Raw genomic sequence first — 14,315 nt, forward strand, 5'->3', positions numbered from 1 at the left:
TATTGTATATTTACAACAAGCAAAGCTATAATGAATTAAAACAAAAGGGATTTCGTTTGGAATTTAAGAAAGGAAATTATATCATGAATAATCTATTGCTTAGTGCAGCTATTGGCGATATTAGTGGACAACCTTATGAATTTGATCATAGAACAAAAGTGTATGCTGAAGTAGATTTGCTTGGCTTTGATAATACCTACACAGATGATACCGTCTGCACTTTTGCTTGTGCAGAAGCACTTTTACATCATTTAGATATGGCTACAAATCTTAGATTAAGAGGGCGAGCTGATTGGTTCAGAGGTTTTGGAGGACGTTTTGCGAAGTGGCTTATGGCAAAAGAAATTCAACCATCCTATCATTCTTATGGTAATGGAAGTGGTATGAGGGTTTCTGCAGCCGGCTTTATGGCAAAAAGTGTAGAAGAGTGCATTGACTTGGCAACAAAGATTGCACTACCAACGCATGACCACCCAGAAGGTATCAAGGGAGCTGTTGCAACAGCCCTTGCCATTTATTATGGTATGCAAGGAAAAGATAAAGACTACATCAGACATCATGTCTTGGATGAATATTACCCAAATTGGTCTAGATTGACTTATGCTGGTATCAAGCCTGGTTATGGTTTTGATGAGACATGTCAGCAGACTATCCCTGCTGCGCTGATATGCTTCCTTGAAAGCAGTGATTATGTAGACTGTTTGAAACGAGCAATCGCTTTAGGTGGTGATGCTGATACCCTTGCTGCCATTTCAGGTCCTATGGCATACGCTTTCTACAAGTGTATGCCTGAAGAGCTGATTGCCAATGCAAAAGCAAAGCTTCCAGAATGGATGCTTCAAGTAAATGAAGAATTTGACCAATATGTTAATCAGTAAAAAGAGGAGGACAAAATATGAATGTTGATCTGTTTGACTTAGAAAGATTCGTAACAGCACAAGACTCTTACGATTCGTACCATACCGCTTTGCAGGAGGTAAAGGATGGTTGGAAGCAGTCTCACTGGATGTGGTATGTGTTTCCGCAAATCCAAGGATTGGGACATAGTAGCACTTCTATGAAGTATAGTATCAAGTCTCTTCTTGAAGCAGAGGCATACTTGGAACATGATACGTTAGGCAAACGCTTGCGCGAAATTGTGAACACATTGCCAATCCATGGTGATGCGGAAGAGATTTTCGGAAAGATTGATGCAATGAAGCTCCGTTCCTGTCTGACATTATTTGATCTCGTTTCTCCAGATGAAATCTTCGCCGAATTCTTGGAAAACTATTTCAAGAAAGAGCGTTGCCAGAAAACGCTGAAGATTGTATCGTCAGAGTTATCTTATTATAAGGATGAAGATGCATTCAGAAGAAATGGTATTAAAGAAGTACCAAGAGCCTTTTTAGAAGGCATTGATGGATCAGAACATTTGACGTATAATAACTGTATAGGTACATTATTGGATTTGTTCGGGCGAGGTGAAACATTACGAATGCTTGTTTCGCGTCATTTGTGGAATAAGAGTGACTTCTCTGTATATAGAGTTTCAAACATTAAACACAGGATATTGAGCTATATGAGAAGCATATTCCAAGAAATTGCGGATAATGCTAAGGATGATGGCTTGTTCAATGAGATGAATGATATATACAGTCGCTATGAAATGGCTGAAGATAATCAGTTGTTTGAAATCGCAGATGCCATCGACGTATTCTGGAAAGAACATTGTAATGATGTACGTGTAAAAGCAGTAGTTGATACTCTAAAAAAAGATTCTTTATGCAAGCCAATTGAAGAAGCAGAGGTACGTATATATAATGATACTGTTCGTCCTGATTATACTCCTGATGCAATTTCCTCGTTGAAAGAAGATGAAGTGTTCGTCTTTGGAAGTAACCTTCGTGGTTATCATGGAGGTGGAGCTGCCAGAGCTGCCGTGAAGAAATTCGGAGCTATTTGGGGGCAAGGTGTAGGATTGCAAGGTCAAAGCTATGCGATACCTACCATGCAGGGTGGTGCAGAGACTATTAAGCCGTATGTTGACTTGTTTATAGACTTTGCCAAGGAACATACCGAATTGTTCTTTTATGTTACACGTATTGGTTGTGGTATTGCTGGTTTTAAAGATAGCGAAATAGCTCCGTTGTTCCAAGATGCTATAGATGTTGATAACATCTGTTTGCCAGAATCTTTTGTAAATATACTGAAAGATAATACTTCAAGATAGTTAACCTGAACTTCGAACTAAACTCTTGATGAGTTGTAGATTCGCTTATTTGGCTTTTGCAGTATTAAAATAGGTGGATTCTGCAATGTGGATAAATCCAAAATAACATTTTGTTATGCTCATGTGCTAATTATGAAAAATAGATATAAGTGTTGCTGAATTAAAGTTATTAAAAAAGGGTATATGCCTACAAAAATGGATTTATATATCAACGAGGCCAACGATTATGCCCGTGATATCGGGGCTCCTGTATGGCATCCGCATGTTTCGGTCATCCATTATGATGAACTGGGTGCGATTCGTCATACATTGAATCGTTATAATGTCTATGGACTATTCTTACAGAGTGAGTTTCCAGAGAACCTCACCTATGGTATTGGTCGATATCATGATGCTGGTGGCTCATTATTGGCACTCTCGCCTGGGCAGATTGGTGGTAAGCACGATGATGGAACGAGGCGGCAGTACAATGGGTGGGTTCTACTGTTTGATACCCACTTCATTCAAGGTTCAGAGATAGAGCGCAGATTAGCAGATTATCATTTCTTCTCTTATAATGCCAACGAGGCCTTATTTCTAACAGAACAAGAAAAGAATGTGTTGTCAGGTTTGATGGCTAATGTGAGAGAGGAATTAAAGGCGCATGGAAACGACGATGTCCATGATGACATTATTCGCGATTATATACTCTTAATTCTCGACTATTGCCGACGTTTTTACATCCGTCAGTTCAAGGAGATGACTACAGAGGGAGGTGATATCCTCAGTCGATTTCAGCAGGTGCTCATCAATTATTACGACACGGGTAGGCAATTGAAGGATGGACTCCCAAGTGTGAGATACTGTGCCAGTCAACTGTGCCTTTCTGCAGGCTATTTTGGTGACATCGTACGTGAGGCTCTGGGTGAGAGTCCTAAGGACTATATTCACGGCTTCATAGTGATGAAGGCTAAGAATCTTCTTCTCAGTGGTATGCAAGTAACACAGGTGTCAGAGCAGTTGGGTTTTGAATATCCCACCCATTTCACCCGTTTGTTTAAACAGATGACAGGGCAGACGCCTTCGCAGTTTTATGCTGAGCAACGAAAAAAATAACGATACCTTAATTTGGGTAAATATATCCGCAATCCGTATAACAGGGTTGCGTTTTTTTCGTTGTACATTTGCATTATAATTAAATGAATAGATAATGAACGGCTCAAGAAAAATAATCTTGGGCTGATGAACGAGGGAAGTATGCTATTCGACCATGGCGTCAATGGACGAATTGAATATTCCACCATCGACGAACTAAAATCGTTTCTGAAAGGCGGACAGGGGCGCATCAGTATAAAACTATATGTACTTGAAACTACTGGCGTTAAGAACGTCTCTGTAGCAGACCAAAAAGGGAAACGATATGCGCTGAATGGTGCAGAGGTGAAACTGGTGCCTGCAAGGGGAATGTATATCAACAATGGAAAAAAATATATCAAATGAAAAAGATAATGATGGTATTAATGCTGCTTAGCGGGATGCAGGCAGCTTGCATTGGCAAAAATCAAACTACAGTTAACTGTATGAAACAAAAATTGGCATTAACACAAAAGTGGGACAAGGTTTTTCCCTTGAGTGAGAACGTGAATCATAAAAAGGTGATATTTGAGACTCAGTATGGATTAATCTTGGCAGCAGACCTTTATACGCCTAAAGGTGTTGAGGGTAAATTGGCAGCTATCGCTGTTAGTGGTCCCTTTGGAGCTACAAAGGAGCAGTCTAGTGGACTTTATGCCATGAAGATGGCAGAGCGTGGTTTCGTGGCTTTAGCTTTTGACCCTTCCTATACAGGGGAGAGTAGCGGAGAACCTCGTTGTACAGCATCCCCAGATATCAATACAGAAGACTTTATGGCGGCTGTTGATTTCCTTTCAAAACAGGATTTTGTTGATGCTGATCGTATAGGCGTTATAGGTATCTGTGGTTGGGGAGGTATTGCCCTCAATGCTGCAGCAGCGGATACACGTATTAAGGCTACAGTGGTTAGCACCATGTATGACTTGTCTCGTACTGCGGGCAATGGCTATTTCGATAGCGAGGACAAGGAAGAGACACGTAACAATATGCGCGAGACGGTGAGCCGACAGCGTCTTTTTGACCCTATGGCAATGGCTGGGGGTGTGGTAAATCCTCTACCGAAGGATGCTCCCCAGTTTGTGAAAGATTACTACGACTATTATATTACGCCACGTGGCTATCACAAGCGTAGCGGTAACTCAAATGATGGTTGGCGTGCCATAGGTATCCAAGCTTACTCGAATGCTCGTTTCCTCTATTATATTAATGAGATTCGTTCTGCCGTCCTCGTGATGCATGGTGAGAAAGCTCATTCTCGTTATATGGGCGAGGCTGCTTACCATTACATGGTGGATGGCAAGGCTGAGGGGTACAAGGTGGTAGGTAAGCCTAATCCTAACCCTAATAATAAAGAATTGCTTATTGTTCCTGGTGCCTCTCATTGTGACCTCTATGATGGTGGCTATACCGATTTGGAGGGTAAGGGTAAACCAAAAAATCTTATTCCTTGGGATAAATTGGCCTCCTTTTTTACCAAGAATTTAAAGTGATACGATACGAATTTAGGACTGACTATTTGGTATCTTGTTGCTACTTTCCAACAACCCCATAGCTAATGATAGGTTAAAACTTACATTTGAACTGACTAATATTATGCTTTCACAGCATAAACACTATGTTTTTACTCCATAAACATAATGTTTTTACCCCACAAACATTATGTTTATGCTATGCTTTTGTTAGATTAATAAATGGATGATAGGTAATTAATTGATAGTCAGATAGATACGGCTTGCTGTAAAAATCCATATTTGAAGCATTCTAGCATTGCAATAACAAATACGCAAAATACAAGACGGTTCATGTCAATAAAATATCATTGATTTATAAGAAAAGTTTGTAAGTTTATAGATAATTCTGTAAATTTGCTATCTAAATAATCAATTAAAGTATGTTTATGAAGAAACTGTTTGTATTATTATATGTGTTAATGAACACTCTTTTTGTTTCTGCACAGAGTATTCGTGGCTTTTGGCTGAATATGCCAGATAATCAGATGCCTCATTTTAATAAAAATCTACGTCAGGAATTTCTGGATTTTAAGGATATGAAATTAAAAGCGAGTGTAGATAATTTATTTCATGGCGAAAGTCATATGGACAGTTTGACTTCTGATTATTTACTTCTTCAAGTAGATACTTCAACGACAGTAGAAATGAAGGTTCTTCCTTATCAGTCCGATTCAATCTTGTGTATGGTAACTACTTATTCTGGACCAGCACAAGAAAGTAAGGTAGAGTTTTATGATTATTCGTGGAATAGAATTTCTTTAGAAAAGCCATTTGGTGGTTATGATTTACAAGAGATTCCAATGTCGCTCTTTAGTAAACCAGATACAATGAGTCAAAGTACTTATTCTGAGTTGACGAAAAAGATAGAACCACTTATGTGTTATGCTAAACTATCTCCTTCAGATTATACAATTTCCTTTAGTCTCTCTTTGCCTATGATGAAACAGGAGGATAAAAAGGGCTTAGAAGCAATTATATTGCAAAGAAAATTTAAATGGACTGGCAAAATGTTTAACTAATGTTATAACAATACATTTTTTTATCGAAAATGTTTGCAAGATAAGAAAAATATCGTAAATTTGCATCGTGTTTTTCATGGTATTAGATTATTAAGGTTAATAAAGATTGGTTGTCGTGAGACAATCAATTTTTTTTTGTGTATAATCAACTTCAATTTTTGAACACTAAAAAAAGTTTCATTTTTTTTGTTTTGTCTTCAATTTGCAGTATCTTTGCATGGTATATGCAAATAAAAAAATAAAATGAATTTAAAATTTCGCCTTGCCCTAATGAACTTCCTAGAATTTGCAGTTTGGGGTGCGTATCTTACTTGTATGGGTAATTACCTTGGAACTGTAGGTCTTGGAGATAAAATATCTTGGTTCTATTCTATTCAGGGTCTAGTATCAATTTTTATGCCTACTATCATGGGTATTGTTGCAGATAAATGGATACAACCACAACGACTTTTGGGATTGTGTCATTTATTCGCGGGTTTCTTTATGTTGTGTTTATGGTTTATTGGTTGGCAAACATTAGAAGGACAAGAAATAGCAAATAAGAGCCTTTTTATTGCCATTTATACGCTGAGTGTCGCTTTTTATATGCCTACATTAGCGTTATCTAATACAGCAGCATTCTCTATCCTGAAGAGTCATGGCTTAGATACGGTATCAGATTTCCCTCCTATTCGTGTATTAGGAACTATTGGTTTTATTGTAACCATGTGGTTTGTTAATTGTGCTGTTTGGGATGGTCATGGACTTTCTTTTACTTTTGCTGAAAACGCCTTTAAATTTCAATATACTTATAATCAATTTCTTGTTTCTGGTATATTGAGTGTTGTATTGTTTATTTATTGTTATACTCTTCCAGTTTGTCCTATCGTTAAGCGTGAAAAGAAACAGTCTCTTATGGAAGTTTTAGGCTTAGATGCTTTTAGCCTTTTTAAGTCTCGTAGAATGGCATTGTTTTTTGTTTTCTCTGCTTTGTTAGGTATGTCTCTGCAAGTAACAAACAGTTTTGCAGGACCTTTTATAACAAGTTTTAAGGCTAGTATTGATCCTATCATATCATCCTCATTTGCAGCTAATAATGCTACATTGTTAACTTCAATTTCTCAGATTAGTGAGGCTCTTTGCATCTTGATGATTCCTTTCTTTTTGCGTCGATATGGAATCAAAACAGTTATGCTCATTTCTATGTTTGCATGGGTATTTCGATTCGGATTCTTTGGAATTGGTAATCCTACTATGCCAGGAGTTCTTCTCTTCATTCTCAGTTGTATTGTTTATGGTGTCGCTTTCGATTTCTTTAATGTATCGGGTGGCTTGTTTGTCGATCGTGAATGTAGTGAAGATATTAGGGCTTCAGCACAAGGTCTTTTTATGTTAATGACTAATGGTCTTGGAGCATCAATTGGTACAATTATCGCTGGTATGATTGTTAATTCTCATTGTCAGTGGACAGATAATGGATTCCTCGTGGGTGATTGGCAGTCTTGCTGGTTCATTTTTGCAGGGTATGCTCTTGTTGTAGCAGTTCTTTTTGCATTTATGTTCAGTTCTCCTAAGAAGCAATAGGCATATGGATTTACCTTCTAAAATAGAATTAAAATATTGGTATATATCAGAAGTCGTAGGCGTTGACGCTACCGGTGTTATTATCCTCGTTAATCAAGAAGAAACCAAGCAATTATCGATTACTTGTAATCAATCTGATTGTAAGGAAATTCAACTTCTTAACAGTGAGGGGAATGAAGCCGAAAGACGTTTACCAAGTGTGTTTGCAAAAGTTTTAGCACAATTTTCTGATGCTCATTTTTATGTTTTGATTCATGGTATTGTTGATGGTGAATATAAAGTAGTGTTAGTTAATTCTGAAACATTGGATATGGTGCCAATTAGGGCAGCTGATGCTATTATCTTGGCTTTAGCTTCTCATTTAAGGATATATATAGGTGAAGAGCTAATGAAGCAGCAACAGGTTGATTTTGATCCTTCTTCTAGTTCGATGAGAATGCCGATAAACGGAATAAGTGACAGTATGTTGCAACAAGCTTTAAATAAAGCAATTGCTGCAGAAGATTATGAAATGGCTTCACATATTCGAGATGAAGTTAACCGAAGAAAGCATTTATCTAAATAATTGTTTGGGAAATGAAAGAAGTCAGATATTTCTATGTTCCAGATGCTTGCCATCGTGATGAACTTCCTGTAGATGAAGCTAATCATGCTTTGAGAGTATTGCGTTTACAAAGTGGAGATCAAATGTTCTTGATGGATGGTAATGGTGCTTTTTATGAAGCTGAGGTGACTTTGGCTTCATCTAAGCATTGTCATTACCGTATCACTAATACGCTTGTTCAGGAAAAGGCATGGAAAGGTAAAATACATTTGGGCATAGCTCCAACAAAGATGATGGAGCGAATAGAATGGATGGCAGAGAAGTCTACTGAAATAGGTATAGATGAATTCTCTTTTCTTCATTGTAAGTTTTCTGAGCGTAAGGTTCTCAAAAAGGAGAGAATAGAGAAAATTGTTGTGTCGGCTATGAAGCAAAGTCGCAAGCCTTGGATGCCAGTAGTTCATGAAATGACTGCTTTCCGTGATTTTATTGATGCGCACACGACAGGGCACCGTTATATCTGTCATTGTTATAATGAAATAGAGAAAAAAGATCTGTATACGGAGCTTTTGCTGTTGGCTAAAGATGAGGCTGTGCCTGAGGTTACGATTTTAGTAGGACCGGAAGGTGATTTCTCGATAGATGAAGTTAATTATGCTTTGTCACAGGGCTTTGAATCAGTATCATTAGGTAATGCAAGACTTAGAACAGAAACTGCTGGCTTGTCTGGTGTAATGATGGCTCAATTGGCTATGCGAAAATAATTTTTAAGGTTGTGGTTCATGATTAAATTTTCTCATATCATTGTTTTTTCTTTTCTATTGGTTTCACTTGTCATGAGTTCTTGCTCAAGTGATGATTATATCAATTCGATACCAAAGGAAAGTACGGCTCTTTTATCTTTGGATATTCCTCAATTGGCTAATTCTGAAGGTATGCTTGGTAAGCAGAATAACATTTTAAAGTCGCTATTTCATATAGATGATGTTAGCCATAGTGGACTGGATGTCGAAGAAAAAGTCTATATGTTTGAATCTTCCGAAGGGAATCTCGGTTTATGTGCTAAGGTTAATGACGAAGATGACTTAACTAATACATTTGAGAATCTAGCAAAGAAGGGTTTTTGTTCAAAGATTGTAAAACGCAGAGGTTTCCACTTTACTGTTATTAAAGATTCTTGGGTGGCTGGTTATTCAGAAAATGCTTTACTGGTTATGGGACCTGTTGTCATGTCTGCTCAAATGGATGTACAGCAAGAAATAGCCAAATATCTCAGTCAGGAAGAAGAAGAGGGTATAAAAGAGTCTCCATTGTATAGTAGGTTAGATTCTATGGCGGCACCATTTGCTTTAGTTGCTCAAGCTGCTGCTCTCCCTGAAAAATTTATAGCACCTTTTACATTAGGTGCTCCTAAAGATGCGGATGCTTCTCAAATCATGCTTGCTGCAGATATCTCTACAAAAAATCATAGTCTGATATTCCAAGGTGAGACCTTTTCATTTAATAAAAGAATAGATGATTCACTAAAAAAAGCAATTCAAGTTTATCGTCCGATTAAAGGACAGTATGTGCATACAATGCCCTCTTCGGCCATTTTGGGAATGTTTTTGAATGTGGATGGTACTAAATTTCTCCCTTTGATGCAGAATGACAAGGCTATGGTAGCTTTACTTGCAGGGTTGAATTCTGCAGTTGATATGGATAATATTATTCGTAGCGTAGATGGTGATATGGCTATTGTTTCTCCAAATTATTCTTCAGATCATTTATCTTTGAGTATGAGTGCAAAACTTGCCCATGCAAAATGGTTGGATGATGTAGATTATTGGAAACAGTCTTGTCCTAAAGGTGGTTCGATATCAGATTGGAGAAAGAATGCGTTCTATTATAGAGATGCAAAAACTTCATATTATTTTGGTGTCACATCAGATTTGCAATACTATAGTGGAAGTAGTGCAGAATTAGCTGATCTGTCTATTCTTCCATCACCTAAGGCCATGAATAATGACTTGGTTCATTTTATTCAAGGTAAGAAAATGGTTCTGGTAGTTAATCTTAAAGGGGTAGACGATAAGAACAATCCTTTAGCTGTTGTGTCATCGCTCATAGAACCACTTTTTGGTAAGATTAATACGCTAGTATATAGTTTAAAATAATTCATGGAAACGATTCAATTACATTCTGTCATTCCTCAAGTGTTTGCTCAGCGAACTGAATGGGAATCTGATATATGGAATGTGGATGCCACTTTTGAGAAAGGACATCTTTATCTGGTAGAAGCAGAGAGTGGCTGTGGTAAAAGTACTTTCTGTAGTTATATTTTAGGTTATCGTCATGATCATTCGGGTACTGTTTTTTTTGATCATGATGATACGGCAAAATACTCTGTGAAGCAGTGGGTAGAGATGAGAAAGAATCATATCAGCCATTTGTTCCAAGAGTTGCGTCTGTTCCCTGAGCTTACTGCTTTAGAGAATGTTCAGATTAAAAATAAAATTACAAATTTTAAGTCTGAATCTCAGATTAAGGAGTGGTTTGACATGTTGGGAATCGCTGACAAGCTTAATGCTAAGGTCGGTAGAATGTCTTTTGGACAGCAGCAGAGGGTTGCTATGATTCGTGCATTGGTACAACCATTTGATTTTATTCTTGCAGATGAGCCTATTAGCCACCTTGATGATAATAATTCTAGAATAATGGCTGACATAATGATGAAAGAAGCTCATGAGCAGGGAGCCGGAGTTATTGTTACCAGTATTGGTAAACATATGGACTTGAAGTATGAAAAGGTGTTTAAGTTATGAATCTAGTTTGGAAATTATTACGTCAGCATATTAGTATACCACAATTTATTGGTTTCTTCTTCGCCAATCTTTTTGGTATGTTTATCGTGTTATTGGGCTTTCAGTTCTATCAGGATGTTATGCCTGTTTTTACGGCAGAAGATAGTTTTATGAGGGCTGATTATCTTATTATGAATAAGAAGATAGGAACAGCTAGTACTATTAGTGGTCGTTCTAATACTTTTAATAATAGTGAAATAGATGATGTGTCTTCTCAGAAATTTGTTAAGAAAGTAGGCAAATTTACATCTGCAGAATATAAAGTCACAGCTAATATGGGTGTGAATGGCACCAACGTTCTTAATTCGGAAATTCCTGTTGAAGCTGTTCCCGATGAGTTTATTGATGTTCCACTTCAAGAATGGAAATATACAGCAGGTGCTGATGTCGTACCTATCATTTTGCCAAGAGCTTATATTACCATGTATAATTTTGGATTTGCACAAAGCCATTCCTTGCCAAAATTAAGTGATGGGTTAGTAGGTATGATCGATTTTGAAATGTTTGTTCATGCTAATGGCAATCAGCGCTCTTTTAAGGGTAAGGTTATAGGTTTTTCAAGTCGCTTGAATACGATTTTGGTTCCAGAATCATTCATGGATTGGAGTAATAGCTATTTTGCACCAGATAGTCATAGTGAGCCTTCACGTTTGATAATGGATGTCAATAATCCTGCTGATGAGCATATAGGTGAATATTTGAGTAAGAAAGGCTATGAGATAGAGGATGAAAAGATGAATCAAGAAAAGACTACCTACTTTCTCCGTTTGATGGTAACAATGGTTATGGTTGTTGGACTTGTCATCTCTATTTTGAGTTTTTATATATTGATGTTAAGTATCTATTTGTTAGTTCAGAAAAATTCGTCAAAACTAGAAAACCTGTTAATGATTGGATTTAGTCCAAGTCTTGTGGCTAGGCCTTATCAAGTTCTAACAATAGGGTTGAACGTTACAGTGCTTTTAATAGCTTGGCTTATACTATATTTCGTTCGTGATTATTATATGAATATTATAGAAACATTGTTTCCTCAGATAGAAGATGGTAATATGTTACCTGCTTTAACTGTAGGATGTATTTTATTTATCCTTGTTTCGATAATGAATATTTTTGCTATTCGTCGTAAGGTCATGCATATATGGTTCCGCAAAGATTGATGTAGATAGGTACAAAAAATAATGTAAAAAGGTGGATTATTTAAAATAAATGTCCGCCTTTTTTCGTATATTTGCCTATATTTTTAGAAACACAATTATGATTATTGATTTTGATAAAATTGCTGAAGCTCATCTCGTAGGCTTTAAGGGTGGACAGGGTTCATTGGATACACGTAATTTTGTTGATGACAAAGTAAAGATAATGTATTCTACTTTACGTCCGGGTGCTAGTACGGGGCTTCATACTCATGAGGGAAATTGTGAGATTGTCTATGTTATAAGTGGTATAGCTACTTTTCATTATGATGATACAGTGGAAGAGGTTAGAACAGGTCAAGTGCATTATTGTCCTTTCAATCATTCTCATTTTATGGAGAATAATACTGATCATGATTTAGTTTACCTTGCTATCGTTCCAGAACATCACTAGTAGTAGCTGGCAAAATATAATTCTCTGTTTGATTTATAATATTCAAGCAGAGAATTATTTTTTTTGCAGGATTCCTTATGGTAGTGCGATCAACTTTTAATTTTGGTATAAAATCTTATTTTCCCGTTTTTTTCTCTAGTTTCTTCAGTCTTCTTTTTGCTTCAGGTGCTGACGGATAAAGTTCAATGGCTTTTTTATAATTGTTGATAGCTGCATCTTCCATTCCTTCTTTTTCACATTCTTTTCCGAGAAGAGTATATTCTACAGCTAATTTTTTCAGATAGTCTTCCTGTTTCTTTTGTTGCTCTTTAAGTCTTTTATTTTCTTCTTTTAACTCATTAATAATATTTAGTTTTCTTCTAATATATCGTTTTGCAACAGGTTTTTCAATATCATACCTACTGTGAATGGCTAGAAAGAAATTATCCATCGCTTTTTGCATGTCTCCTTGGTTAAAAGCTTGTACAGCATTGAAATATTCTAAGTCGGCCTTACTTTCTATTAAGGCAGTATTGATAATATTATTATTGTTATAATTCTTGGCAAATTGTTTTACTTCAGGTCTTACAAATACTTCATTTCTTCGTATTGGTTCTTTTAAGCTAATACCTTCAAGGCTAGTGCATCGCGATAGGGCAACGTATGTTTGTCCACCAGCAAAGACTCCACCTGTAAAATCGATCTTGACTTGTTTGAAGGTAAGTCCTTGGCTCTTGTGTACTGTTATAGCCCATGCTAATCGGATAGGGTATTGAATGTATCTTCCTATTTCTTCTTCTTCTATTTTCTTTTCAGTTTGATTGAAAGTGTATCGCATATTGCTCCATGTTGTCCTTTCTACAGTTACACTATTTCCGTCTTCTGTTTCAATGTATAGTTTCGCTGTATCTGGGTCATCATAATCGTCAAATCCTACTATTGTACCCAGTGTTCCATTCACATATTGGTGATCTATATCATTTTTGATGAATATAATCTGAGCACCAGGTTTGAGATATAGTTCTATAGGTGTTGGTAGGCTATTTAGTGGAAATTCTCCTTCTGTATATCCTTTGAAGAGCATGGGTTCACCTTCAAGATCCTGTAGTTTTTTCTCGTTGATATAGTCAACAGTATCTCTTCTCGTTGACAGTGTAATTGATAGTTTGTTGTCATCTTCATTCAGCTCAGCATTTACCCTTTGGTTTAAAAGATCTAAGTCTTTAGAATATATTTCACTCGTTCTGATGTGATCAAGAATATTAATGAAGACGGGATCCTGTTGTCTGTATACTTTAGTTAACTCAATACTTACGAGTTGCATTTGCTGAAATATTTTGGCTTCAAAGAAAAAGGCAGATGTATAAAATGGATTTAGTAATTTTCTATCTTCTTCTCTTACTACAGGTTCCAGTTGATATATGTCTCCCACTAATAACAGTTGTTTCCCTCCAAAAGGCTCCCGCATATTCCTACTGTATATGCGCAGTACTTTATCAATAAAGTCAATAATATCAGCTCTTACCATACTGATTTCGTCAATAATGATAAGTTCTACTTCTTGTAGTAATTTTTTCTTCTCGTTATTATATTTTAGCGTGCCTTTTATGTTTCGGTTACTAAATCTGCTGTCATTAGGCAGTAAAGGATGGAATGGTAATTTAAAAAAGCTATGAAGTGTCACCCCACCTGCATTAATGGCTGCGATACCCGTTGGGGCAAGGATAATATGTTTTTTCTTTGTCGTTGATGCGATATATCGTAAAAAAGTAGATTTACCAGTTCCTGCTTTTCCTGTGAGGAAAAGTGAGCGATGGGTATATTTGATAATTTGAAGTGCCTTTTGCAATTCAGGATTGTCTAAATCTATATTTTGTATAGCTAATTGTTTCTTGTCTTCTTTCATGCTTATAAATAAGGCATCCTGTATATTGCAGGATGCCC

14 protein-coding genes and 1 pseudogene are annotated in these 14,315 nt (G+C 36.7%); 14 read left to right on the forward strand and 1 reads right to left on the reverse strand.

Annotated features, from left to right (window positions below):
• Window positions 1-83: 83 nt before the first annotated feature.
• The 14 genes and pseudogenes from L6471_RS06720 to L6471_RS06785 all read left to right on the forward strand — a co-directional run bounded on the left by L6471_RS06720 (window position 84) and on the right by L6471_RS06785 (window position 12,392).
• Window positions 84-878: an ADP-ribosylglycohydrolase family protein gene (locus tag L6471_RS06720; protein ID WP_237797604.1), complete on the forward strand. Its 795-nt coding sequence runs from the start codon at window positions 84-86 to the stop codon at window positions 876-878.
• A gap of 17 nt (window positions 879-895) precedes the next feature.
• A pseudogene (locus L6471_RS06725) lies at window positions 896-1,297 on the forward strand (DUF1810 domain-containing protein); the annotation flags it as partial.
• A gap of 498 nt (window positions 1,298-1,795) precedes the next feature.
• A complete protein-coding gene (locus L6471_RS06730; protein ID WP_237797729.1) occupies window positions 1,796-2,212 on the forward strand; it encodes an A1S_2505 family phage non-structural protein in 417 nt (138 codons plus the stop codon).
• A gap of 195 nt (window positions 2,213-2,407) precedes the next feature.
• On the forward strand, window positions 2,408-3,307 hold the full coding sequence (locus L6471_RS06735; RefSeq protein ID WP_027454089.1) for an AraC family transcriptional regulator: 900 nt from the start codon (window positions 2,408-2,410) through the stop codon (window positions 3,305-3,307).
• A 126-nt stretch (window positions 3,308-3,433) separates the two neighbouring features.
• Entirely contained in the window at window positions 3,434-3,691 is a 258-nt protein-coding gene (locus L6471_RS06740) for a hypothetical protein (RefSeq protein WP_237797605.1), read from the forward strand.
• Entirely contained in the window at window positions 3,688-4,815 is a 1,128-nt protein-coding gene (locus tag L6471_RS06745) for an alpha/beta hydrolase (protein ID WP_237797606.1), read from the forward strand. The genes L6471_RS06740 and L6471_RS06745 overlap by 4 nt, the downstream gene beginning before the upstream one ends.
• A gap of 407 nt (window positions 4,816-5,222) precedes the next feature.
• The gene (locus L6471_RS06750; protein WP_237797607.1) at window positions 5,223-5,855 is read left to right on the forward strand and encodes a DUF3256 family protein; all 633 of its coding nucleotides are present in this window, start codon (window positions 5,223-5,225) and stop codon (window positions 5,853-5,855) included.
• Between the two features lie 243 nt (window positions 5,856-6,098).
• A complete protein-coding gene (locus L6471_RS06755; RefSeq protein ID WP_237797608.1) occupies window positions 6,099-7,418 on the forward strand; it encodes an MFS transporter in 1,320 nt (439 codons plus the stop codon).
• Between the two features lie 4 nt (window positions 7,419-7,422).
• Window positions 7,423-7,983, forward strand: coding sequence for a bifunctional nuclease domain-containing protein (locus tag L6471_RS06760; protein WP_237797609.1), 561 nt, complete (start codon window positions 7,423-7,425; stop codon window positions 7,981-7,983).
• A gap of 11 nt (window positions 7,984-7,994) precedes the next feature.
• Window positions 7,995-8,726: a 16S rRNA (uracil(1498)-N(3))-methyltransferase gene (locus L6471_RS06765; protein ID WP_006282505.1), complete on the forward strand. Its 732-nt coding sequence runs from the start codon at window positions 7,995-7,997 to the stop codon at window positions 8,724-8,726.
• Between the two features lie 18 nt (window positions 8,727-8,744).
• Window positions 8,745-10,118: a DUF4836 family protein gene (locus L6471_RS06770; protein WP_237797610.1), complete on the forward strand. Its 1,374-nt coding sequence runs from the start codon at window positions 8,745-8,747 to the stop codon at window positions 10,116-10,118.
• A 3-nt stretch (window positions 10,119-10,121) separates the two neighbouring features.
• The gene (locus L6471_RS06775; RefSeq protein WP_006282503.1) at window positions 10,122-10,766 is read left to right on the forward strand and encodes an ATP-binding cassette domain-containing protein; all 645 of its coding nucleotides are present in this window, start codon (window positions 10,122-10,124) and stop codon (window positions 10,764-10,766) included.
• On the forward strand, window positions 10,763-11,962 hold the full coding sequence (locus L6471_RS06780) for a hypothetical protein (protein ID WP_074614059.1): 1,200 nt from the start codon (window positions 10,763-10,765) through the stop codon (window positions 11,960-11,962). The genes L6471_RS06775 and L6471_RS06780 overlap by 4 nt, the downstream gene beginning before the upstream one ends.
• A gap of 97 nt (window positions 11,963-12,059) precedes the next feature.
• Window positions 12,060-12,392, forward strand: a complete 333-nt coding sequence (locus tag L6471_RS06785) for a cupin domain-containing protein (RefSeq protein WP_237797611.1) — start codon at window positions 12,060-12,062, stop codon at window positions 12,390-12,392.
• Between the two features lie 115 nt (window positions 12,393-12,507).
• Here L6471_RS06785 and L6471_RS06790 read toward each other — a convergent pair whose 3' ends face one another.
• Entirely contained in the window at window positions 12,508-14,277 is a 1,770-nt protein-coding gene (locus tag L6471_RS06790; protein WP_237797612.1) for an AAA family ATPase, read from the reverse strand.
• Window positions 14,278-14,315 lie beyond the last annotated feature (38 nt).

It is taken from the genome of Segatella bryantii, from assembly GCF_022024215.1.
GTDB classification, from domain to species: Bacteria; Bacteroidota; Bacteroidia; order Bacteroidales; family Bacteroidaceae; genus Prevotella; species Prevotella bryantii.